Origin of the sequence: Limosilactobacillus alvi (assembly GCF_016900115.1) — a bacterium.
GTDB lineage: Bacteria > Bacillota > Bacilli > Lactobacillales > Lactobacillaceae > Limosilactobacillus > Limosilactobacillus alvi.
Window position 1 is genome coordinate 78,262 of sequence record NZ_JACJJQ010000002.1, and the last position, 23,884, is coordinate 102,145.

Sequence of the window (23,884 nt, forward strand, 5' to 3'; positions counted from 1 at the left end):
ATGAACGAAACTGATTTTTACCAACCAAGTAACTATGTAAATCGGGAACTTTCTTGGATTGACTTTAACGGCCGGGTGCTCGAAGAAGCAGTTGCTCCTGAGAACCCACTCCTTGAACGAGCTAACTTCCTTGGTATCACCCAAAGTAATGTCGATGAATTTTTCATGGTGCGGGTGGCGTCCCTTCACAAGTTATCAGCTTTTAACGTTACCACGACTGATGCTTCGGGGATGACGCCAGCTGAACAATTAGCGGCCGTCAACGAGAAGGAACACCAAATGGTGGAAAAACGCTATCAAGTTTACAATGATTACTTATTGCCAGAATTAGCCAAACAGAAAATTTATATCAAACATGTTAATGATCTTGATGAGCGTGAATATGATTTCATTAGTCGGTACTTTGAAGACGAATTAATGCCGGTTTTAACTCCAATGGCTGATGACTCTTCGCGGCCGTTCCCGTTTATTGCCAACAATTCTTTGAATGTCGCTGTTAAGTTAATCCGCGACCTTTCGCAAGTCGAAGCACGGCCGCGAAAAGTCCTGGAAGGGGACCAAGAAGTAACCGAAAACAGCCAAGCAATGCATGAACACGGCGAAAAGACGAAAGAAAAATTTGCAACGATCCGGGTCCCAGAAATCTATAAACGTCTGCTTAAGTTGCCAACGGGAAATGTCTTTGTCTTAATTGATGAAGTGATAAAGGAATTTATCGCTAAACTTTTCCCAGGTTACAAAGTTTTAACTACTGGAACTTACCGGGTTATGCGGGATATGGACTTGGACGTGGCCGAAGAAGATACATCCGACCTCTTACGGGCGGTGCAACACCAATTACGGGCCCGGGAACATGGGAGTGTGATGCGGCTAGAAATTGAAGAAGACTTTGATAGTTGGCTAGAAAATCACCTGATTGATCGCCTCAAGGTTGATGAAGCCTGGGTTTACCGGGTTAATGGGCCGGTTGACCTGACCTTCTTAAAAAAGTTAAGTGGGATGGTTGATGGCCATGCTGATTTACGTTATCCATCATATCAAGCTTACCAAGATCCAGCTTTGGACATGGATCATAACATCTTCGCGGCTATCCGGGAAAAAGATCACTTATTACAACACCCATACGATAATTTCCAATCAGTGGTTAACTTTATTCATCAGGCCGCTGAGGACCCCAAGACATTGGCAATTAAGATGACCCTTTACCGGGTTTCGGGAAACTCACCAATTATTAAGTACCTTGGCCAAGCGGCTCAACAAGGCAAGCAAGTTACTGTTCTGGTTGAAGTTAAGGCCCGCTTTGATGAACAAAATAACGTTCGCTGGGCCCGGCGACTTGAACAAATGGGATGTCATGTTATTTATGGATTAGTCGGGTTAAAGACCCACTGTAAGATTGCACTAGTAATCCGGCGGGATGATGATGGTATTCGGCGTTACATGCACCTGGGAACCGGGAACTACAATGACGTGACCGCCCACTTCTACACGGATATGGGGCTTTTAACCTGTGATTATGAACTAGGCGAAGATTTAACCAACCTTTTCAATGCTTTGTCTGGGTTTGCCCGGACCAAGTATTTTCATAAGCTCCACGCTTCTCCGGACGGCATTCGGGACTTTATCAATGCCAAAATTGATCAACAAATTGCCATTGCCAAGCGGGGGAACCCAGCTCGGATCAGCATGAAGATGAATTCACTTTCCGATAAGCAAATTATCGCTCACCTTTATGAAGCCGCCGCCGCGGGGGTTAAGATTCGTCTGTTGATTCGGGGAATTACTTGTCTTCGAAATGATTTACCAGTCTTAAATGGAAACATTGAAGTACATTCAATTTTAGGACGCTTTCTTGAGCACTCCCGGATTTACTATTTTGAAGGGGAAGGCCACGAAGAAATTTACCTAGCCAGTGCTGATATGATGACCCGGAACTTAAACCGGCGGGTTGAAGAACTTTACCCGGTAACGGAAGAAGACACAAAAGCTCAAGCAATTGCGATCTTTGAGAATATGTGGCGGGATAATGTTAAAACCCGGGTTCTGAAAGGAACGGTTTACGAAAAGGTTACTCCAGAAGGCAAGCGTTTTGATTCCCAAGCTTATTTCATTAAGCAGGCGCAAAAGCACATTAGTGATTTGAACCGGGAAAAAAAGAACCATAAGCGGCTCTCAAATGTCTTTGAAACCTTAACCCGTCACGTTTCAAACTTACACTTAGATAATACTGGAAAGGATAGTAAGCATGACTAACCTGGCAATTATTGATCTTGGTTCCAACTCCTGCCGTTTACAAATCAGCGAAATTTATTCGAATGGGAAGCACCAACTAATAAAGTATGAAAAAGAATTTGTCCGCCTTTCAGAAAATATGGGACCGGAAAAGATTTTGAAGCCGGAACCGATCGAACGGACAATTACCGCCTTGAAAAAGTTTGCGACCGAATGGCAAGCTTTAAAAGATGTCCGCTTAATTGCGGTCGCAACTGCCGCAGTGCGCCAAGCAACAAATCAAGCTGAATTTTTGGAACGGGTCAAAAAAGAGGTTGGTATTGAGTTTAACGTCATTTCTGGGGAACGGGAAGCATATCTAGATTACGTTGGGGTTTCTCGGACCCTCACGATTCAAAATGGCCTAATTATCGATACTGGAGGGGCCAGTATGGAACTGATTTTAGTGGACGAAGGCCAAGCCGAAGAGGTTATCAGTTTACCAATTGGATCAGTTCTTTTATCCCAACGATACAATTTGGGGGATGTCATTAACCCGGCTGATTTATATGATGCCGTGGTTAAGGTGGATGAAGTGTTAACGAGCCAACGCTGGCTTAATCGGGCGCGACACACGCGGGTGGTTGCCCTTGGCGGTAGTAACCGGGCATTGGCGAAGTTATTCCGCTGGAAGTTGGCCGCTTCGCCAACACATGTTCAGCCGGTTCATGGTCTAAAGATGCAAAGCCAAGATGCCTTTGCCTTAATGCACAGCTTGGTGGCCGCAAATAAAATTGAACGGACCAAGATGCGCGGGATTGCCGCTGCGCGGGCGGATGTCATTGTGGGGGGCTTATTACCGTTAATGGCCTTACTCCGGCAACTTTCAATGCAAGAAGTAATGTTTAGTAATAATGGATTGCGGGAAGGATTGTTATTTGAATATCTCGACCATCAGTTAGATGGAGCTACAATTCAAAAACTAAATTAATTAAAAAATCGTTGGTCGCTATTGATGTAACCAACGATTTTTCAGGATTTACGATATTTTTTGTTTGCAAGCGCTTTATTGTGATATAATTTAGCGTGAAAAGTTTGTTTACTAAAATTTTAGTTAAAAGAAAGGGTGCAAATTATGGCAATTCTTGTTGCGGGGGGTGCCGGTTACATCGGCTCTCATATGGTAAAACGCTTAGTTGAAAAGGGTGAGGACGTGGTTGTCGCTGATAACCTTTCAACGGGGCATCGGAAAGCCATTGCTAAGGAAGCCAAGTTCTACTACGGTGATATCCGGGACCGGCAATTCTTGGATCGGATTTTTACAAATGAAGATATTACGGCGGTTGTTCACTTCGCTGCCTTTTCAATTGTCCCTGAATCAATGGCTAAGCCATTAAAGTATTTTGATAACAACACTGGTGGGATGATTACTTTACTTGAAGCCATGCACGACTTTGGGGTTAAGTACATTGTCTTCTCATCAACAGCGGCAACTTACGGGATTCCTGAACACATGCCAATTAAGGAAACCGATCCACAAAAGCCAATTAATCCATATGGTCTTTCTAAGCTGATGATGGAACACATGATGGCCTGGGCTGATAAGGCATACGGAATTAAGTTTGTTGCCTTACGGTACTTCAATGTTGCTGGGGCTGCTCCCGATGGTACGATTGGGGAAGACCACGGTCCAGAAACCCATTTGGTTCCAATTATCATGCAAGTTGCGCAAGGAAAGCGGGATGAATTGAGTATTTTTGGTGATGACTACAACACGCCAGATGGAACCAACGTCCGGGATTATGTTCACGTTATGGACCTGGCAGACGCCCATATTTTGGCAATTAAGTACTTGCAAGAAGGTAACGAAAGTAACGCCTTCAATCTTGGTTCATCGACTGGTTTCTCCAACAAGCAAATGCTTGAGGCAGCCCGGGAAGTTACTGGGAAGGAAATCCCAGCCAAGATGGCTCCCCGGCGTCCAGGGGATCCTGATTCCTTGGTGGCTGCTAGTGACAAGGCCCGGGAAGTCCTTGGCTGGAAGCCTCAATATGATGATGTTCACGATATCATTGCCACGGCATGGAAGTGGCACTCAACGCACCCAGCCGGTTACAATGACCGGGGGGAAGCAACTTTATATTAGCGGTCGGAAGGAACCTACTCGACGGCTTAATTAGCGACTAAAGAGAACTTTTTGGTTCTTTTTAATCGCTTTTTTGTTTTCCATTGACAAAATTTAGAAGGGTGTTATATTAATGATACACATATTAAAAATTTCTAATTTAATTTTAATTAGAAGGTTTAAACTTGAAAGGATGATACATATGACAAGAAAAGTAGCCGTTGTTGGGATGGGCCATGTTGGAGCTACTGTTGCTCACTATTTAGTTTCTGGTGGTTTTGTTGATGATTTAGTTTTGTTTGATACCAATGAAGCGAAGGTTAATTCTGATGCTTTGGACCTGCGGGATGCGATGGCAAACTTACCAACGCACACTAACCTATTCGTTAATGATTGGTCACAAGTTGCTGACTGTGATGTGGTAGTTTCAGCGCTTGGAAAATCAAAATTAGTTGACACCCCAGACCACGATCGGTTTGCCGAATTTAAATTTACCCGAACCCAGGTCCCATTGGTAGGGAAGAAATTAAGAGAAAATGGCTTCCATGGCAATATGGTCGTAATCACAAATCCTTGTGACGTGATGACTTCAATGTATCAAGAAGCAACTGGCTTACCAAAGAACCAAGTTGTTGGGACCGGGACCTTGCTGGATTCCGCACGGATGCGAGCAACCGTTGGTGAGGCGTTAGGGTTAGACTCGAGGTCAGTAGTTGGGTATAACTTAGGCGAACACGGAAATTCACAGTTTACCGCTTGGTCAACCGTCCGGGTCTTTGGGAAGCCACTTTTAACCTACCTTAAGGAGAATCCAGAGGTTAAAGTTGATCTTGATGAAATGGAAGAAAAAGCTCGTCAAGGTGGGTATACGGTCTACAAGGGGAAAAAGTACACCAACTATGGGGTCGCAACGGCGGCTGTTCGCCTTACCTTAGCGATGTTAAACGATGCAATGACGGAATTGCCGGTTTCAAATTACCGGGAAGAATTAGGTACATATTTATCATATCCGGCAGTTGTTGGGCGCCGAGGAGTGGTTAAGCAACTGCAACTTAACTTAACGCCTGAAGAGCAAAGCAAGCTGGAAACAACCGCAAATTACATCAAAGAACGGTTAGCAAAAGAACGAGAACGGGCCGCTAATGAAGCTGAATAAGGGGTTGGGTAACGACCTAAGTTTTGTGTAATATTTTTCAGATCCACAATGAGGGGCTAGGAAGAAACTCATGTTTCTTCCCAGCCCCTCGTTCATCTCCGTATGTTACTCAGTAACTAAGGTCAAAGCCGTAGCTGAATGGCAGTTGCTTTTCACTGGGCGCACTAGCCCAGTGACCTGAAATTAATGAATCAACCTGCGTTCTGCTTAGCTCAACCAGATCGTCAAGGATCTTTTTTCATCATCTCGTTTTAATTATCAAGTGACGAATTTTATCTACCATTAGTCCTTTAAGTTGAGCTATTAAGGATTTCTTGGGTGGCAATCTTAATAGCGAAAATAGTGATTGCGTTAGAGAATAGTGTGTTTTAAATAGTGGAGGATCAATGGTTTCTACTTACCATCGATCACTTGGATGGTAAATATTGCTTCGCTGTGAATACTTTTTAAGGTGCTGAATCGCTTGTTAAAGTTGGCGATCTATTTTTAGCGTCAGGTAAAAATTATTGGTTCAGATCGGTTGTCCGGTCAAATGACAAGCCAGGAACGGCGTTTAAATCCCAACCAGCCCGGTCACCATGTTGATAATTTACGTATCCAGCCGCTCCAATCATCGCTGCATTATCACCACATAGCTTCAAGGGAGCGAGGAGTAATTTAACTTCTGGATGGAATTTTGCTAAATCCTTTTCCAGTCGAGACCGGACGCCTGAGTTAGCCGCCACTCCCCCGGCAAGAACCAGTTGCTTTACTGGATATTGATCAAGGGCCCGCATCGTTTTTTCACCCAGAATATCAACAACCGCAGCTTGAAAACTTGCCGCTAGGTCGTTTTTATTAAGTGCTTGGCCGCGTTGATGAGCATTATGGACGGTATTGATGAAAGCGGATTTTAAACCACTGAAAGAGAAGTCAAGGTTATCTTCTTGGACCATTGCTCGGGGGAATTTAAAGGTATCCTGGCCTTGATGAGCCCATTCATCAACGGTTTTCCCCGCGGGATAATTAATCCCTAATACTCGTCCAATCTTATCATAGGCTTCCCCAACGGCATCATCACGAGTTTCACCGATGATTTCATATTCGTGCTCGGCTTTCATATAAACGAGTTCGGTATGCCCACCCGAGACTAAAAGGGCCATCATTGGGTAAGTGAATTCACCAACATAGCGCGCGGCATAGATGTGACCGGCCATGTGGTTGACTGGAATCAGCGGTAAGTGATGAGCCCAGGCGATAATCTTGGCAGCGGTAACGCCAATTAGAAGGGAACCAACAAGGCCAGGGCCGTACGTTACGGCGACGCCAGCTAATTGTTCATAGGTCACGCCCGCTTCGGTTAAGGCTTCCCTGGTGCATTTGGTAATTTGTTCAATATGGTGGCGACTAGCAACCTCAGGAACAACGCCGCCAAACCGTTGGTGACTAGCAATTTGCGTGGCCACGATGTTACTTAGGATTTTAGTGCCATTTTCAATCACCGCCACACTTGTCTCATCACAACTACTTTCAAAAGCTAAAATATAGGTTGGTTCTACCATGTTAATTTCCTTTCAATTTTAAGTCGCTTACCATTGTGTAGGCATCTTCCCCGTCCTCAATATAGTAATGGTGACGGGTGCCTTGAATTTTAAAGCCAAAGTGCTCATAAAGATGTTGGGCGGTTAAGTTACTAACCCGAACTTCTAAACTCATGGTTAATAAGCGTTGGCGAATTGCGACTTGCATTAGTGACCGAAGAAGAGCGGAAGCTAAACCGCGTTGTTGAAAAGCGGGGTGGGTCGCAACGTTTGTTAGGTGGGCGTCTTTAGCCGCATAATTAACCGCCATCCCCGCATAAGCTAAGACAGTATCATGGTCTTTAACTGCTAAATATAAACAATTCGGCCGGTGTAAGTCATAATAAAAAGCAGTTTCATCCCATGGTGGGATGCGATAGATGACTCGCTCAATCTCAACGAGTTCAGGAACTTCAACTTCGCTTACTTGGGAAATTAGATATGGTTGCTGATTAATTACAATTGTTTGGGGTGCAAACCGCAAGTGGCTTTCGTACTGCATCCCAAAGTAAACTTTTAACCAGCTGTTAAACTTCTTTAACATATTCAATTGGTCCTTGATTGGGATGATCTTTTTGCCAGTTAGCTTCGGCTTCGGTAATCCGCAAGTAGGTTGGAATAAAGTTATCAATATTGGTAACCGGTTGGGCTTTAGCGCCAAGTTTTGCTAAAGCAAAGGTTGAAACCATGGCTGCTGATTCAATAACTTGAATATTGGCAGGTAAACTTGGAACAGCGGCTTGAAGCTTTTTAGTCAGTTCGCCAAGTAAGTAGACTGGTTCATCGCTCGGTAACTGATCGATTAATTCCGCAAAGGTGAAATGGCCATCGGGTAAAATATTGGTTAATTGACCGTTTTGGTAACGGTAGCTCCCCGCAAAAACGTTACCCCGTCGCGCATCAAAGAAAGGAACTAATAAGGTATCAGTTACTGGTGCGATGCCAGCAGCAATGGTTGCTAAACTCGAGATCCCTACTAAATCGATTCCTAAAGTCATTGCTAAAGTTTTAGCAGTGGTAACGGCGATTCGGACCCCAGTATAAGAACCTGGGCCTTTAGCTACTACTACTCGATCAAGATCAGTTGGCTCCCAGTTTACCCGGCGCATTAATTCATCAATGGTAGGGAGAACGTAAATACTATGGTTTCTAACGGTATTTAGCGTCGTGGTTGCCTTTAACTGATCATCTTCAACTAGGGCGACGCTCATGGGATGATTTGAAGTATCAAGTGCCAAAATCTTCATTATTAATTCCATCCTTTCGTGTTACAACTTCTTATCTTAACACAATGTTAATTCCGGTGAGTGGGATGACAAATTTTTTGAGTAATAATTGGAGATGGAAAGGCTGAAAAGAAACTATCAAGTCCACTAAAGCTCACAGGACTTGCTTATCATAGTACAAAAGGTCGTTCTAAGGTATCTGGAATAGATTTCCCAAAAAGCTAGATTAGCAAAAAGGCTCCGCCAGAAATCTTAGGACGATAAAAGTAAAACCTGTGAAAACTAACTTTAGTTAGGTTCGAGGATGTAACTTTTATCTCGAGGGAGATTTCTTAGCAGAGCGCGGGATTTTCTTCATTGTAATTGGTCCTGTCTTCCTTGACTTCGCATGGGTTCGCGGACGACAGGAAACCTGGCTAGTTCACTGCAACTTAACCTTTATTGGTGGCCCTTTTCCACAAACTAGACTAACGTAATTTAACCGCCTTTAAAGGAATTAAGTGACTCTTATATTTGATTTTATAGTATAGGAAAAGAATCACGAAAAGAGGAACACTCATATAGGTGATTAAGATGCTTTCCCAGTTCCAGTGAATAAAGGCGTCAATATTTTGGCCACCTACAGCAATTAGACACAGGATAAAGGCAAAAATTGGTCCAAACGGGAAGAGCAAAGCTTGGTATTTCAGCTCACTTAATTGGTGACCTTGAGCTAAAAAGGCCCGCCGAAACCGATAATGGGCAATGGCGATCCCAAGCCAGGCAATGAAACCACTTAATCCGGAAGCGGCAATTAAGTAGTTGTAAGCCTCTTTCCCCAAGAACTGAGTTAAGAAAACTAAGAGGGAGATGGTTAAGGTTCCGATCATGGCATAAATTGGAATGCCCCGTTTGTTAACGTAGCCAAAAATCGACCAAGCATAACCTTCCTTGGCTTGGGTATAAAGCATCCGGGTTGAAGCATATAGCCCAGAATTGGCAGCTGAGAGTAGAGCGGTAAAAACTACTGCGTTCATTACACTGGCGGCAGCCGCTAAGCCCGCTCGCTCAAAAACAATCGTAAACGGACTCATTGAAATATCCTGCACGTTTTGACTCAAGAGATTTTTATCGGTATATGGTAAAATACAAGCCATTACAAAAATTGAAAGTAAGTAAAAGACGAGGATCCGCCAGAAGGTTGATTTAATTGATTTAGGAACATCCTTACGGGGATTAGCTGATTCACCAGCGGTAATGCCGACCATTTCAGTTCCTTGAAATGACATCCCCGCGACTAAAAAGACAGCAAACATACTTGGAAAGCCACCAACAAATGGAGCTTGCTTGTAAGTGAAGTTTGAAAGGCCAACGGCAGAATGACCACCCATGATGCCAACAATAATGGCTAAGCCGACAATAATGAAGATGGCAATTGTGACGATTTTGATGAGGGATAGCCAATATTCCATCTCACCATAGGAACGGACCGACAACCAATTAATGATCGTGATGATAATAAAGACTCCGATGGTAAAAATCCAACTGGGGACGTGGGGAAGCCAGAAGTTTAGGACAACCCCACAAGATACGGCATCGACGGTAATCGTGATGGTCCAGTTAAACCAATAATTCCAACCCATTGCAAAGCCAAGGGCAGGATCAACATAGTCACTTGAATATTTAACAAAGGACCCCGTTGTTGGACTGTAAGTTGCCATTTCTCCTAAACTAGTCATCAGAAAGTAAACCATAATTCCCATCAGGGTGTAAACAAGGAGGGCCCCACCAGGACCAGCCGTTGAAATTGCTGATCCAGAAGCAACTAAGAATCCAGTTCCAATGGAACCACCGAGAGCAATCATGGTTAAATGACGTGTTTTGAGGCTACGTTTTATGTGACCTTGGTCATCAGAGCTTAACATGGAGAGCCTTCTTTCTAAAGTTAATAATTAATGACAAAGTTATGAGAAGTTAATCATTAAACTAAGTATACCATAGTAAATTTATAGCAATCGCTTTCAAAGTAAATAATTATTAGTAATCACAAATGACAAAGTTATTATCTTTCTTGTTAAAAGTTAATTTTTTAATAACAATTGATCAGATAGGTGAAAAAACGTACGAATATCAAATGAATATTTGAGGGGGGAAGTAAATAAAATTAAATTAACATTCTTAGTTTTTCAAGGTTTGATTGCTTGCTACTTACAAAAAGTAAATGATATCCTAATATCAGCAATAAAGAACGGAGAATTAAAATGGCAAATACGCGACTCAGTGACTTACTCCAGATCCTCGTTTATTTAAAAGTTCACGAGGGAGAAAAATTACCAAGTACGATTATTGCGGCGAGTTTAAATACAAACCCAAGTTTAGTTCGCCAGATGATTAGCCAACTTAGCAAAGCAGGGATTTTAAAAACGCAACGGGGGAGTACACAAATTGATTTTTGTCGCCCATTAGATGAGATTACGGCACTTGATGTTTATCGGGCAAGTGAACCGACTCATGATCTGTTAGTGGTTGATCGCAATACTTCACAAACCTGTTCCGTTGGGGTGGCGTTTCCAAATGTTCTAGCCGGACACTTTGACCAACTTCAAGAAGCAATTGAGGCGCGGTTAGCTAAAATTACGATTAAACAGTTAGTCAATGAGACACAAGCGGATATTGCGCGGCACGTCGAACGCGATGAAGCGAAGAAATAGCGGCTTTGCGTTGCTTTCTTCTTATTAGAGGCGCTTTGTATTCAGGACCATTCAAGGTTGTGGAACCGCTTGCCGGTAAAGGGGCGTTAGGTAGAGAAAATTGCCGGCTGATAACGTCATCTAGACGAGTAAGCTCGTAAATCATCCCTGGTTATTAATTAGCAATGATTGTTGATTTAACTTTAGTCCAGCCAGAGTGGATTAGATAGGCACTCAAGTATGATCATCCCCAAGTGATTAACCAAGTTAGGACAATCGCTAAAATAAGATGATTAGTTGGAACGCCCCAAAATAGCATTCCGTGCCAAATAAAATATAACCAGAAGCCATGTGATAAAAAGGCCCGGTAGGCATAGGTTGCTAACCAGTGAAAGCTAGCTAGCGAATGATCCTGATGGTGGTAAGTTTGCCATAAATTTAAGTTGGCAACTAAAGCGATAATCAAAAGGGAATGGCAAGTCATTGATAGCTTGTAATAAGGGGCATTAGTAAGGCGAACAGGGAAACCAAATTGGAATAGTTCCCCGTTTGTCCAAATTAAAACTAAACCAGTTGCTAAGATTAACTTTTTTCGCCATTTGACTAGCCACAAATTAACACGCGAAGCAAACTGCCAAGCTAAGCCACCATAGACAGCATAAATCATAAATGAAAGACAAATTCGGTCGAGGAGGTACCAATGAGTTGGGGATCGTTTGGTTGCAATTTGATAAATTTCTAACCAAAGTAAGTAGCCTAAGGCAGTGGTAACTGTGACGAGTTTGGGGTGAGTAATTGCTAATTTAGTTAGCCACCAGAAAAAGGGCATCAAGATGATAAACTGAAGCATCATCGTATTGTACCAAAGGTGCGGGGCAGCGTTTCCGTTGATAAATTGCCAGAGCAAGCTAAGCCCAGAGTGGTAATGATGGTGTTGTTGAAGTTGAGGGATGATCAATAAGTAAATACAAGTCCACCAGATTGTTGGAACATGAAAGCAGGAGCAGTGTACTTAGCTAGGTTGTATAGTAGACCAATGATAATTTGGTGGGGATGGTTAGGTTGCGTTTTAAGGGCAAAGGCTAGGACTGATTGAAGGACAACCGCAAAGAAAGCAAAAACTTTTAAGTAGTCTCCAATGTCAGCGAAGCGAATCGTAATTTTTTCTTGAGGACGATTTCATAATTAGAAAAAACCGACAATTAAGATAGTGGTAGGGACTAAATCCTACGGTTACTTAATTGCCGGTTTCATTATTATTACGATCGTTGATAAACTTTCTTCCCTCGTAGCCAGGTCTCTTTGGCTCGGATGTTTTGAAGTTCTTCATGAGGAACAGTAAATGGATCGGCCGTTAGAATCACAAAGTCAGCGGCTTTACCAACTTCGAGGGTTCCATTATGGGTGAATTGTCCTAATTGAGCAGCCCATTTCGTATAACCAAGGATCGCTTGTGGAACGGTGATCGCTTCTTCAGGATTAACGAGATCCCCGTTTGCGGTCTTCCGTGTGACCGCAGCGTAAATGCTATAAAACGGGCTATCAGGTTCGTACCATGGAGTACATGGGGCATCTGAACTTAAGGCGGTTAAAGCATTTGTAGTTAACATTGATTTTAGCCGATAAGCTAATTTAAATTGTTGCGGTGAGAGATAATTTCGGTAGGATTCATCTTCAGCAAAGAAGAAAATCGGCTGAGTGGCTAAGCCGTATTCCATGGAAGCATCATTCATTTGTTTTAAAATTTGATCACTTAACAATGAAGCGTGCTCAATCCGAACGGAGGGAGTACCAGTTAACCACGGCTGAAGATCTTTAGTGACGTCTATAACTAATTGGATAGCAGCATCTCCCATGGCATGAATAGCAATTTGGAGATGATGTTTTTGCGCATATTCAACAGCACGTTCAAGTTTTTGGCGGTTAGTTAATAAGACTCCCCGTCTGCCAGAAGGATAAGGGGATTTATTGTCAGTAGTCTCCCCAGAAATTGAACCGTCCATAAAGACTTTGATACCAGCAATTCGGAGCTGATCGTCATCACCAGGAGCTAAAATTTCATCCCCTAGTTCGTCAAAAACATAGTAAATTGATGCCCGAGGTTTGAAGCCAGCCTTGACGGCATCTTGGTATAAGTTCAGCGAGTCGTATGGGTGAAGCCGGCCCATCATTTCGCCAATGGCAATGATCCCATTTTCAAGATAATGCTGGGAAGAATTTACAAGGTTATTAACATCGGTTTGATAATTTTGGGCGGACTTAGCCCGGATTAATAATTGACTGGCTGCGACTTCCCGCATAAAGCCATTTGGCCGGCCATCCTCGAAATGACCGATTTTTCCTCCAACGGGATCAGGCGTGTTTGCGTCAATTCCAGCTAATTCAAGGGCCTTTGAATTACCGACAGAAGAGTGGCAGTCAGAACGGTAAAGAAAGATCGGTTGGGTCGTTGAAACTTGATCTAAGTCATCAACTGTTGGAGCGCGGTGTTCAGCTAACTTTGTTTCGTCAAAGCCCCAACCTTCAATCCAAACCCCTTCACCTTGGCCATACGTAGGGGCACTTTTTAAGGCCGTAATTAACTCGGCGATACTATTAACCTTTGGGGGAGTACAAGCAATCCCGTGTAAAGCATCAGCGATATATTTGGGGTGAGTGTGGCAGTCGATTAATCCAGGTAAGACAGTTTGACCATGAAGATCAATCGCTGTTCGATCGGTAACTTCATCCTGATTACCAACCCAAGTAATTTGGCCATGATCAATTGTCATTGCGGTAGCGAAACTAGTTTCGTCAGTCCCAAGAAAGATTTTTGCGTTTGTAATTGTTGTTGTCATAATTATTCTCCTTTGATGGTCTTATTATAAACTCAATTGCGTTGTTAACGCTACCATCCTGGTTGTTAACCGGTGAAAATAAAGCTGTGAAATTAATAATTTGTAGGCCTAATATACATAAATATAGAAAATGTTAATTGCATTTATGATGGATAGTAATTAAAATAATAATGTAAACGCTGTCATTGATTAAGGAGGTTTATCTCATGGTTGAACGTGAAAATGCCAATGTTTTATGGTTTGATGAACTTCGCCGCAAGGACGTTGACCTTGTTGGGGGAAAATCATCATCACTTGGTGAAATGACGTCTGCAATGGATGTTCCGGTACCATACGGGTTTGCAACGACGGCCACGGCGTATCGGCGCTTCATGAAGGAAACCGGGATTAATGATCAAGTGAATGCATTACTAGCGGGGATCAAGGATTACGAAGATGCTGATGAACTGCACGCAACTTGTTCAAAGATTCGGCAAATTATTGTCGACGCCAAGATGCCGGACTACCTGGCGGAGGAAATTGAAGATGCCTATAAAGAATTAAGCCAAAAAGTTGGTGAAAAGGATCCATTTGTTGCTATTCGGTCAAGTGCGACTGCTGAAGACTTGCCAGATGCCTCCTTTGCTGGGCAACAAGAATCATACCTGAATATTAAAGGGGCTAAGGATGTTGTTAAGAAAGTCCAAGAATGTTACGCTTCCTTATTCACTGATCGAGCAACTTACTATCGGCAAAAGCAAGGGTATCCGCATGAAAAGGTTGCACTTTCGGCAGCGGTTCAAATGATGGTTTTCTCCAAAGCAGCTGGGATTATGTTCTCAGTCGATGTTACTAATGGGGATGATTCAAAGATCGTGATCGATGGGATTTACGGTTTAGGTGAATACATCGTTCTCGGGAAGGTTACGCCCGACCACTTTATTGTTGATAAGAAGACGCTGAAGATAGTTGATCGGGAAATTACCACGAAACCGGTTCGTTTGATCCGGAAGCCAGGTAGTGGGGTCGAACAAGAAGATGTTCCAGCTGACATTAAGGACAAGCCAGTCTTGACGGATGACCAAGTTGAAGAATTAGCGGGTTACGTTAAGAAGGTTGAAGACCACTATGGCTGCTACATGGATATGGAATACGCCCTTGACGAACGGACAAATAAGCTTTGGATTGTCCAGGCGCGGCCAGAAACCGTTTGGTCTCGCCGGAACAAGGAAAAGAAGAATGCTGAGGAGGCGCCAAAGATGTCAGTAGCGGATGCCGAAGTTGTTGTAAAAGGGTTACCGGCTAGCCCCGGTTTAGCTGCTGGGAAGGCTCACGTAATTGAGAGTCCTGATGATATCGATAACTTCAAGGAAGGTGAAGTATTAGTTACCTTAATGACCTCACCTGATTGGGTTCCGGCCATGAAGAAGGCCAAGGCCATTGTTACCAACAATGGGGGAATGACCTGTCATGCGGCGATTGTTTCCCGGGAAATGCAAATTCCATGTATCGTTGGGACCAAAAGTCGGGGAACTGCGGTTATGGACGTTGTTAAGACTGGTGATGTGATCACGGTTGATGCGAAGAATGGGATCGTTTATAAGGGTGACATCGTTGCTAGCCTGCAACCAAAGGAAACCAAGCCTACTACTGTTGGAACTACGGTAGCGGCGGCGGAATACTTTGCTCCAACCGCAACGCAAGTTATGATGAACCTGGGAGACCCGGAATTAATTGATAAGTATGCAGATTTGCCAGCTGATGGGATTGGTTTGATGCGGGAAGAATTCCTCTGGACTTCTTATATTCATGAACACCCACTTTACTTAATTGAAAAGGGTGAACCCGAGAAAGTCGTTAATATGCTAGCCGAAGGGATCGCTAAGGTCGCCCGGACAATTGCGCCACGGCCAATGGTCCTTCGTTTATCCGATTTTAAGTCCAGCGAATACCGGAACTTAAAGGGTGGTGAAAAGTACGAACCAGTGGAACCTGCTGACTTACTCGGTTGGCGAGGGGCTTCTCGTTACTACGACCCGAAGTATGTTGAAGCTTTTAAGCTCGAACTTGGCGCCGTTAAGAAAGTTCGGAACGAATTTGGCTTGAAGAATCTGAATGTCATGATTCCATTCGTACGGACGGTTGAAGAAGCTAAGAAGGTTACTGATATCATGGCGACCGAAGGATTACATCGGAGTGCTGACTTTAAGATCTTTATGATGGCTGAAATTCCATCGAACATTATCTTAGCTGATCAATTTAATCAATATGTCGATGGATACTCCATTGGTTCAAATGATCTTGCAATGTTAATTCTTGGGTGTGACCGGAATAACGATACGGTTTCGCGGCTCTTTGATGAACGGAACTTAGCTGTTAAGCGGGCAATCCGTCACTTAATTAAGGTTGCTCATAAGGATGGCAAGACGGTTTCAATTTGTGGTCAGGCCCCATCAGAATACCCTGAATTCACTGAATTCTTGGTTCAAAGTGGAATTGATTATGTATCGGTTAACCCAGACATGGTAAAGCAAACTAAGCGTAATGTTGCCCATTTTGAACAGCGGATCGTGCTTGACAAAGCTACCGGTCGCGGTCGCCAAGACACAACGGATTATGAGTGGTAATGAAGAAAAGCTCCTCGATTAGTTGGTTAGGATAAGCAGAATGCAGGTTGCTTTAGCATCGGCCTTTCGTTCGTCCTGATCCGCTAAGGTCGTGCTTTGGAGCGAGCCAGCCAACTGGGTTTGGCGTTTGTGAGCCCATGCAAGGCTGAAGCGGTTGGTGCGACTGTCAGGGAAGCAATTACCATTCAGCTACGGCTTTGACCTTAGTTGCTGAGTAACCTTCGGAGATGCAAAGGAGGCCAGGAAGAAACGTGCGTTTCTTCCTGGCCTCTCTCTTTTTTTAATAGATTGTTTTAATTTACTTTTTCTTTCCAACTTTAATTGGCTTGTTATCAAGGTCTGTCCGAACAACGAGGACGTCACAAATAGCTGTCCGAGTAACGAATTCCGTAACGGAACCGATTAAGATCCGTTCAACTGCATTTAATCCAGTTGCCCCAATCATAATCAAATCAGCATGTGATTGTTGTGGTACTTCCTTGGCAATTAAGGTCTTTGGTGCACCATATTCAATGGTGTAGGAAACATTTTCAACCCCTTGTTGCTTTGCGTAATCAATGTATTGTTCCAAGGTCTTTTTGGCTGTCTTGGTAACTTGTTCAACCATTGAACTATCAAAACTGGAAATGTTTTGGAAAGCTCGGGTGTCGACAACGTGAAGTAATTGTAATTCAGTGTCGGCCCCATTCCGTTTAGCAACGGCAACCGCCTTCTTAAAAGCTAATTCAGCTTCCTTTGAACCATCAACGGGAACTAAAATATGATGATATTGTTGAATAGCCATAAGAACTACCCCCTTATTTATGAGTTACTTATTTACTTATATTTTATAACGGATTAGGCAATTCGTAAAGGAAGGTTATGGTTTTAGTAAAATTGAACTAACCGAAATTGCCATTAATAATTCTAAGATACAGCCTAGAATCAAAGTCGTAAAAATAATAACAAGATTCATTGTAAAAGCAGCAACTAAGGCTAAAATGGTCATTAGCGCCAAAATAATCATCCAAATTTTACTAGTTGTTTTAACGGTTTCCGGATGTTTCATCGGCATTCCAAAATACATTTTTTCTTGATGGGTGCGAAAGTAGTTAGTTTCAATTAAGAAAATCATGGCGCAGATAAAAACTAAAATTCGAATTATCAAAGTATTTCCTCCTAAATTGTAGTAAATGCATTTTAATAGAGAATAATCAATAAAAAGAGCTTGGAGGAAAAGCAAATTTCTTCCAAGCTCTTTTCCATATCTCTACCTGTTACACAGAAACTCAAGTCGAAAACCACGGCTTTCAAAGATAAGGCCGAGTAAAAGATTTTACGACTCAACCTGCGTTCAAACTTATTCTCCCTAAATTGTTGGTTAGGCTTATTCCTACTGAATGACTATGTACAAGCTCCGTTCGTGCCGTTGGTTGTCCGACAGTGTTGACCTGCGTGTAAGACAGGTGGGGTACGGTTGCCAAATGTTCAGCTACCAAGTGAAAAGGCATGCCGGCAAAATGGTTAACACTAACCCCAAGGTAATAAGACTGTAAGGCAAACCTGCGAGATGGACAATGCGTACACAACAGAACTTCTGCCATTATCATAGCACACGAACATTAATCGGGCAATACTTGAAACGGTTACATGAGATGGGATTAAGAAAATGAGTTAATTTTTTGATTCTGTGGATTACCAAACTAGGATTTACCACGTTGGGCTTTAAGAAGTTGTAAGTATTGACGCCCATAGGCAACTTCAAATTTACCATTAGTTTTAGGATGATAATATTGGTCTTGCTTGATTGGATCCGGTAAGTATTGTTGCCGAATCCAATCCTCGGGATAATCATGAGGATATCGGTATTCAGTCCCATGACCGAGTTTGGTAGCTCCCTTATAATGGGCATCTTTAAGGTAATTTGGAATTGTCCCATAATTTCCCTTAGCAAGCCGTGCCGAAGCAGCGTCAATTGCAGAAATTGCTGAATTTGACTTTGGCGAGAGGCAAAGTTCAATTACGGCATTAGCAAGCGGGATCCGTGCTTCTGGGAAACCAAGTTGTTGAGCTGCTTGAACTGCTAAAACCGTGCGTTCGCAAGCAGGGGGATTAGCTAGGCCAACATCTTCATAGGCGATTACCATGAGCCGGCGGGCAATGATTGGTAGATCGCCCATTTCAATTAATCGAGCCAGGTAATGAAGGGCGGCATCAGTGTCACTTCCCCGAATTGATTTTTGAAAAGCTGAGATAACGTCATAATGAGCATCGCCATTTTTATCACCAGTAATTTGCCGTTTTTGGAGACTATCAGTGATTACCTCAGTAGTAAGATGAATTACGCCGTCATCGCTTGGAGCAGTTGAACGAGCTGCCAATTCAAGACCATTTAAAGCTGAGCGTAAATCACCGTTGGCAGTTAGGATTAATTGTTGCTTGGCTTCCGCAGTCAAGGCCAAGTTCATCTTTCCTAGGCCACGTTCTCGATCAGTAACAGCCCGGTCAATGGCCTGGATCATGTCATTGGTCGTCAAAGGCTTAACTTCAAAAATTTGGGTTCGTGATCGAATTGCTGGATTAATTGTAATATAGGGATTTTCGGTGGTGGCCCCAATTAGGATAATGCGGCCATTTTCGAGATGGGGTAAAAGAAAATCTTGCTTTGTCTTATCGAGACGGTGGATTTCATCTAATAAGAGAATCACCGTACCGGATAGTTTGGCTTCTTCAGCGACGACTTGTAGGTCTTTTTTGGTATCAGTGGCAGCATTTAAGGTTCGCAAAGCATATTTTGTTGATCCAGCAATTGCACTGGCAATGCTGGTTTTACCGGTTCCCGGAGGGCCATAAAGAATCATTGAAGAAAGCATATGAGCCTGGACCATACGCCAAATAATTTTTCCAGGACCAATAAGATGTTGCTGGCCAACAACTTCAGTTAATGAGCGTGGTCGCATACGAAAAGCAAGTGGTTGCAAGAGATTACTCCTTTCGATGGTGTAGTCGATCCCAAAGCGAATTTTTATGCGGATGATCAGCTTGAGAAACATTGTTAGGGTATAGTTTGGCAATATCAACCTCGGCTAGGTTAACGGCCGTTGAAGCAGTAATTACGATTGCCAAGCTTTCAGGCGTTATTTGGTACTCTGATCCCGTTTTTAGGGTGAAATTAACCTGATGCTGGGCGGCAACCCGCAAATATGGGCGAATTAGCCGATCATCAAGGTTACCATTGATGAGAACGAGCCGGTCAGCGCTCTTAACAATCTCTTTTTCGAAAACTGGAAGCCAATCAGTTGAGAGTTGCGTGACCTTGATCGTTAAATAAACTCGTTCTCGGAAAGTTCCTAAGTATTTTCGTTTTTCAACCGCTTTGAGTTCTGGGACCCCATACAAACTTGCGTTAAGATGTTGTTCTAATTTAGATTCACCTTGTGGCATTTTAAGATCCTTTCATTTTGAAAAAGTTTGCTCTTATTGTATCATTTTCGGGAATTTCAGCCAAAAGAAGCTCTTATTTTATTAGCTAGAGATGTGGTAAAGTATGAAATAATATGAGGGGGAGTTGAAATGAAAAAATTTTGGAAAATAATGGGCATCATTATTTTATGTTTGGCCGGAATGGTTGCCGGATATGTGGTTTATTTACAAGCAACTTACTACCAGATTCCTGACCATCAAATTTTGGAGGTAAAAAATCCCCAAAAGAGTGAGTTAAAGGTTGGTAAATCATATACAGCTACGACATATAATATTGGCTTTGGGGCTTATAACCGGCACTACTCTTTCTTTATGGACGCTGGCGAAACAAAAAATGGACATCATACGCGTGGAAAATATGGGACGGCCGTAAGTAAGCACGCAGAAATCCGATCGACAAATTATGCGTTAAAGGTAGTTGAAAGCCAACATCCAGATTTCGCCTTATTTCAAGAAATTGATACGAATTCAACCCGATCATTTCATGTAAATCAAGTTCAACGAGCCCAACAGGAATTTCCAAATTTAGCAAGCGTCTTTGCTTTAAATTTCCATTCTGGTTATTTAGCGGTTCCCCTGAATAATCCGCACGGAAAAGTTCGGTCGGGATTATTAACGCTTGCCGGTTACCAAATACAAAAAGCAGAGCGCCGTCAATATCCAGTTTCAAGCCACTTTATCGAAAAATTTGTTGACCTCGACCGGGCCTTTGCGGTTTTGACGTTCCCGGTTGAGAATGGTCACAAGTTAATTTTAATTAACTCCCATATGTCGGCATATGATAAAGGTGGAAAGATGCGGGCTGCCCAATTAAAGCTGTTAACTCATGTCATGAAGCAAGCTCGTGCAAAGGGTGATTATGTAATTGTCGGCGGTGATTTTAACCATGCTTTAGGGAATAAGATCATGACTCACTTTAAAACTAATCAAAAGATTCCAGCATGGGTTTCAAAACTAGATAATCGAGACCTTCCAGCTGGATTTAAGATTGTTCGGGCTGATAATTATTGGACAACACCTACGGTTCGGGGGGACCGATACACCATATCACCCGGGAAAAACGTATACGACAGTCGTCGATGGTTTTATTGTCTCAGATAATGTACAAGCTAAAGCTCATAATATCCAAACCAACTTTAAAGAAACAGACCACAATCCAGTAAAATTAACTTTTCAATTAATTCCTTAAGAAAATCTATGAAAATCGGTATTTATCGGATATCAGTCGATAGAATGGTTGTAAATACAATTGAAAATTAAACAAAAAATGGTAAGTTAGAAGATGAATCTCAAGAGAAAGTCGACAAAAATTATTAAATAATCCTCCCAAAGGGGTGACAACAAAATGGATAAAGAAAAATTACAAGCTGCCTGTCATGAGCCAGCAATGCAAAAATTACTATACGAAGGGCGATTTGGACTCCGGATGGAAGCTCACCGGGTATTGACAAATGGTCGGGCAAGTCAGTTTCCTTACCCTAAAACGTTAGACCGCCGTGGAATTAATCCATATTTAACTAGTGGGGTAAACGATAACCTAATGGAATTTAATGCCGTTATTATGAAAGAATCCAAGGCGGCAGTTCGTCAACTTGAGATTCTTCAACAAATTATTGACCACCAACTGCATGAAACTGAACGTTTGTGGCCTCTTTCAATGGCACCGGCGCCAGTTTATCTTCATGATTTAGAATTTTTGAGTGACCATACGACGAAACCAGGAGCAGTTGACTTTAATCACTACTTGGTTAAAAAATACGGGGCAAGCCGGCTCTTAACCGCTGGGGTTCATGTCGGATATTCACTGCAAGAAGAGTTGATTGAAGAATTGTATAACCGGTTTGGTAAGACTGAACACGCAAGTTTACCAGCTTTTAAAAACTACATTTACTTTAAGCTGGCCCAAGGATACATCATGTGGGAATGGTTGTTTACTTATTTGTTTGGGGCAAGCCCAGTTCCTGATGATGCAAAAGCAATTATCCTTCCAGAAGTAGACCATCAGGTTCGGAGCTTTCGGAATAGTGACTATGGGTATGCTAACTTACCCGATGAACGGCTAAATTATAGTTCGTTAGCTACTTATGTCGAAAGTTTAAAGGGTTACTTAGCTAACGGAACTTATAGAAATCCGCATGAAGTTTTCGCTCCGGTTAGTTTGCGCGGCGAAACTGACGATATTGATCAAACGCTTGCCGATGGGGTTCAATTCATTTCCTTACGGATGTTTGACCTTGATCCGTTTGCAGCAGCTGGAATTAGTGAAGATACCCTTAACTTCTTAGAATTAGTGATGGTCTATTTGCTATTAACGCCACAGCCGGATTATACCGCAGAACAAATTATGGCAGCTCAGCGACGGAACAACGAGGTGGCACTCCAAGAACCATTAACGCAAACTGATTGGATGCGCCAAGAAGCAGAGGGTTTCACCCAAGCACTTGAACAATTCTGTGAAGATTATGATGCCCCAAGAAATTACCGTCTGGCATTGAAGTTCGTGGAACGGCGGATTGAAGACCCAAGCCTTACCCTTGCTGGTCAGCTTCAAGAAAAGAAAGAACAAGGGGCCTTTTTATCATTTGGGCTGAAAGTAGCTAACGATCGCTTCTCAAATTTAATTCAGTCTGGTCAAACGTTGAGTGTAATTGCTAAGGGTTATTCGCCAACGGTTCAACGATTGATTCGGGCAGCAATCCTCTTAGGAATCCAAGTGTGGATTAATGATGATGTTGAATTTGAGTTTGGTGGCAATAGTGTTCATGTTGCCCCAGGCGAAGATTTCGATCTTCCTGACGGAGCTGATGGTTATCTTAAGCAGGTTTTTCCAGATTTAAATTAAGGCGAAGGTGAAAGAATGCGGACAGTTGCAATTTATGGTCTAACAACGGTTGGAGCAACAGTTGCCGCTAACCTAGTTAGCCAACACCAAGTCGACGAATTAATAATTCTTGATCCAGATGAGCACAGGGCAGTAGCGGTAGCAAACGATTTAAAACTTGCCTACCCCTTTTTTAAACAAGTTCGCGTCCAAGAGTGGAGTAGTCTTGCTCAAACGAAGGTGTTGGTTGTTGCTTGTGGTGAGCTAAACTCAGTCCAACCGCAACTCAAAAACCAGGTGGAGTTAATTAATCAGGTTCAAGATCAAATCACCGAGAGTAATTTTAGGGGAATTGTAATTAATTTAATGCAACCGAATGAAGCAATGACAGCTTTTATTCAGCGACAATGGCAGTTACCGCCCCAACGAGTTATTGGAACCGGGACAATGAGTGATACCCAAGCATTGAAACTGGCGATTGGGGAAACGCTTCAGCTAGCGCCAAGTAATGTAACTGGTTATGTATATGGCCAACACGATGGGCGTTTAGTCCCAGCTTGGTCAACATTTCGAATCAATGGTCGTTTTAACGACCAGGTAATTAGCGGGCACAAGCTTGATCAAAATAAGGTAACTGTTAATGCACGTTTAACCAATTATTACATTAAGCGTGGTCAAGCTGGGGTACTGACTGCAACTAGACTAACGTTAGTGCTAATCCAAGCGATTTTTGAAGATCAACAGACCGTTTTTACCTTAGCAGTAAATCAACCTCAATTTGGAGGGTATGTGAGTTTTCCAGTTATGATAGGCCAAAATGGTGTCCAAAATTATTTGCTGTTGAAACTATACCCTCTTGAAGAAGCACAGCTCAAGGTAGCCCGGCAGGCAATTGCTGATCAAGAGATGCAGTTAACTCAAAAGTAAAAAAGAATGAGCAAGCTGCTTACCGCTTGCTTCTTTTTCATCGTAAGCCTTCTGGTGGAGCTTTTTGACTGTAGTTGCTAAGTAATATTCGGAAATGCAAACAACCTAAGATTAGTTCAGGATGAATTTTACCATCCTGGACTTTTTTATTACCCTAAAGATAGAGCTAAGGTCGTCCATAGCCTCAGGGACTGCGAGTCCGTATCACAAAATGACCTCCGCTATCTTTGCTTTGATATTTTGATTTTCAGGTTGTGGGACTACGAGTTCGAGTATAGGAAATGA

The 23,884-nt window shown here is 42.7% G+C and carries 19 protein-coding genes and 1 other RNA gene; 9 read left to right on the forward strand and 11 right to left on the reverse strand.

What is annotated here, in order from left to right:
- The 4 genes from H5993_RS00805 to H5993_RS00820 all read left to right on the forward strand — a co-directional run bounded on the left by H5993_RS00805 (window position 1) and on the right by H5993_RS00820 (window position 5,492).
- Complete coding sequence (locus tag H5993_RS00805) at window positions 1–2,253, forward strand: RNA degradosome polyphosphate kinase (RefSeq protein ID WP_204775850.1); 2,253 nt, start codon at window positions 1–3, stop codon at window positions 2,251–2,253.
- Window positions 2,246–3,202 carry a Ppx/GppA family phosphatase gene (locus tag H5993_RS00810; RefSeq protein ID WP_204775851.1) on the forward strand — a complete coding sequence of 319 codons (957 nt, stop codon included), beginning with the start codon at window positions 2,246–2,248 and terminating at the stop codon, window positions 3,200–3,202. The genes H5993_RS00805 and H5993_RS00810 overlap by 8 nt, the downstream gene beginning before the upstream one ends.
- A gap of 144 nt (window positions 3,203–3,346) precedes the next feature.
- Window positions 3,347–4,357 carry a UDP-glucose 4-epimerase GalE gene (galE, locus tag H5993_RS00815; RefSeq protein WP_180871603.1) on the forward strand — a complete coding sequence of 337 codons (1,011 nt, stop codon included), beginning with the start codon at window positions 3,347–3,349 and terminating at the stop codon, window positions 4,355–4,357.
- Between the two features lie 181 nt (window positions 4,358–4,538).
- A complete protein-coding gene (locus H5993_RS00820; protein ID WP_180871604.1) occupies window positions 4,539–5,492 on the forward strand; it encodes an L-lactate dehydrogenase in 954 nt (317 codons plus the stop codon).
- Between the two features lie 503 nt (window positions 5,493–5,995).
- Here the strand turns inward: H5993_RS00820 and tsaD are convergent.
- The 4 genes from tsaD to H5993_RS00840 form a co-directional block, all read right to left on the reverse strand.
- On the reverse strand, window positions 5,996–7,033 hold the full coding sequence (gene tsaD, locus H5993_RS00825) for a tRNA (adenosine(37)-N6)-threonylcarbamoyltransferase complex transferase subunit TsaD (RefSeq protein ID WP_204775852.1): 1,038 nt from the start codon (window positions 7,031–7,033) through the stop codon (window positions 5,996–5,998).
- A 1-nt stretch (window position 7,034) separates the two neighbouring features.
- Window positions 7,035–7,595 carry a ribosomal protein S18-alanine N-acetyltransferase gene (gene rimI, locus H5993_RS00830; RefSeq protein WP_204775853.1) on the reverse strand — a complete coding sequence of 187 codons (561 nt, stop codon included), beginning with the start codon at window positions 7,593–7,595 and terminating at the stop codon, window positions 7,035–7,037.
- Window positions 7,579–8,298: a tRNA (adenosine(37)-N6)-threonylcarbamoyltransferase complex dimerization subunit type 1 TsaB gene (gene tsaB / locus H5993_RS00835; RefSeq protein ID WP_204775854.1), complete on the reverse strand. Its 720-nt coding sequence runs from the start codon at window positions 8,296–8,298 to the stop codon at window positions 7,579–7,581. The genes rimI and tsaB overlap by 17 nt, the downstream gene beginning before the upstream one ends.
- Window positions 8,299–8,744: 446 nt before the next feature.
- Window positions 8,745–10,181, reverse strand: a complete 1,437-nt coding sequence (locus tag H5993_RS00840; protein WP_204775855.1) for an amino acid permease — start codon at window positions 10,179–10,181, stop codon at window positions 8,745–8,747.
- A gap of 336 nt (window positions 10,182–10,517) precedes the next feature.
- Between H5993_RS00840 and H5993_RS00845 the strand changes: the two genes are divergently transcribed.
- Window positions 10,518–10,967: an Rrf2 family transcriptional regulator gene (locus tag H5993_RS00845; RefSeq protein ID WP_204775856.1), complete on the forward strand. Its 450-nt coding sequence runs from the start codon at window positions 10,518–10,520 to the stop codon at window positions 10,965–10,967.
- Between the two features lie 223 nt (window positions 10,968–11,190).
- Here the strand turns inward: H5993_RS00845 and H5993_RS00850 are convergent, their stop codons facing one another.
- Together H5993_RS00850 and H5993_RS00855 are read right to left on the reverse strand one after the other, a co-directional pair.
- A complete protein-coding gene (locus H5993_RS00850) occupies window positions 11,191–11,904 on the reverse strand; it encodes an acyltransferase family protein (RefSeq protein ID WP_338033114.1) in 714 nt (237 codons plus the stop codon).
- A gap of 301 nt (window positions 11,905–12,205) precedes the next feature.
- Window positions 12,206–13,783 carry an amidohydrolase gene (locus H5993_RS00855; RefSeq protein WP_204775858.1) on the reverse strand — a complete coding sequence of 526 codons (1,578 nt, stop codon included), beginning with the start codon at window positions 13,781–13,783 and terminating at the stop codon, window positions 12,206–12,208.
- A gap of 206 nt (window positions 13,784–13,989) precedes the next feature.
- On the opposite strand from H5993_RS00855, the gene ppsA reads away from it, so the two are divergent.
- Entirely contained in the window at window positions 13,990–16,389 is a 2,400-nt protein-coding gene (gene ppsA / locus H5993_RS00860) for a phosphoenolpyruvate synthase (protein WP_204775859.1), read from the forward strand.
- Window positions 16,390–16,687: 298 nt separating this feature from the next.
- On the opposite strand, the gene H5993_RS00865 is transcribed toward ppsA, so the two are convergent.
- The 5 genes from H5993_RS00865 to H5993_RS00885 all read right to left on the reverse strand — a co-directional run bounded on the left by H5993_RS00865 (window position 16,688) and on the right by H5993_RS00885 (window position 19,812).
- Window positions 16,688–17,173, reverse strand: coding sequence for a universal stress protein (locus tag H5993_RS00865; protein WP_180871613.1), 486 nt, complete (start codon window positions 17,171–17,173; stop codon window positions 16,688–16,690).
- Window positions 17,174–17,248: 75 nt separating this feature from the next.
- Complete coding sequence (locus H5993_RS00870; protein WP_204775860.1) at window positions 17,249–17,536, reverse strand: hypothetical protein; 288 nt, start codon at window positions 17,534–17,536, stop codon at window positions 17,249–17,251.
- Between the two features lie 242 nt (window positions 17,537–17,778).
- Window positions 17,779–17,966: non-coding RNA, 6S RNA (gene ssrS / locus H5993_RS00875), on the reverse strand.
- A gap of 105 nt (window positions 17,967–18,071) precedes the next feature.
- Window positions 18,072–19,328 carry a replication-associated recombination protein A gene (locus H5993_RS00880; protein WP_239457928.1) on the reverse strand — a complete coding sequence of 419 codons (1,257 nt, stop codon included), beginning with the start codon at window positions 19,326–19,328 and terminating at the stop codon, window positions 18,072–18,074.
- Between the two features lie 25 nt (window positions 19,329–19,353).
- Complete coding sequence (locus tag H5993_RS00885; RefSeq protein WP_204775861.1) at window positions 19,354–19,812, reverse strand: YueI family protein; 459 nt, start codon at window positions 19,810–19,812, stop codon at window positions 19,354–19,356.
- A gap of 129 nt (window positions 19,813–19,941) precedes the next feature.
- Here H5993_RS00885 and H5993_RS00890 point away from each other — a divergent pair, with 129 nt between their 5' ends.
- From H5993_RS00890 to H5993_RS00900, 3 genes are all read left to right on the forward strand, one after another.
- Window positions 19,942–20,952 carry an endonuclease/exonuclease/phosphatase family protein gene (locus H5993_RS00890; protein ID WP_338033115.1) on the forward strand — a complete coding sequence of 337 codons (1,011 nt, stop codon included), beginning with the start codon at window positions 19,942–19,944 and terminating at the stop codon, window positions 20,950–20,952.
- 244 nt (window positions 20,953–21,196) lie between these two features.
- The gene (locus H5993_RS00895; protein WP_204775862.1) at window positions 21,197–22,693 is read left to right on the forward strand and encodes a glutamate--cysteine ligase; all 1,497 of its coding nucleotides are present in this window, start codon (window positions 21,197–21,199) and stop codon (window positions 22,691–22,693) included.
- A 15-nt stretch (window positions 22,694–22,708) separates the two neighbouring features.
- Window positions 22,709–23,599, forward strand: coding sequence for a Rossmann-fold NAD(P)-binding domain-containing protein (locus tag H5993_RS00900; RefSeq protein WP_204775863.1), 891 nt, complete (start codon window positions 22,709–22,711; stop codon window positions 23,597–23,599).
- Window positions 23,600–23,884: the final 285 nt, after the last annotated feature.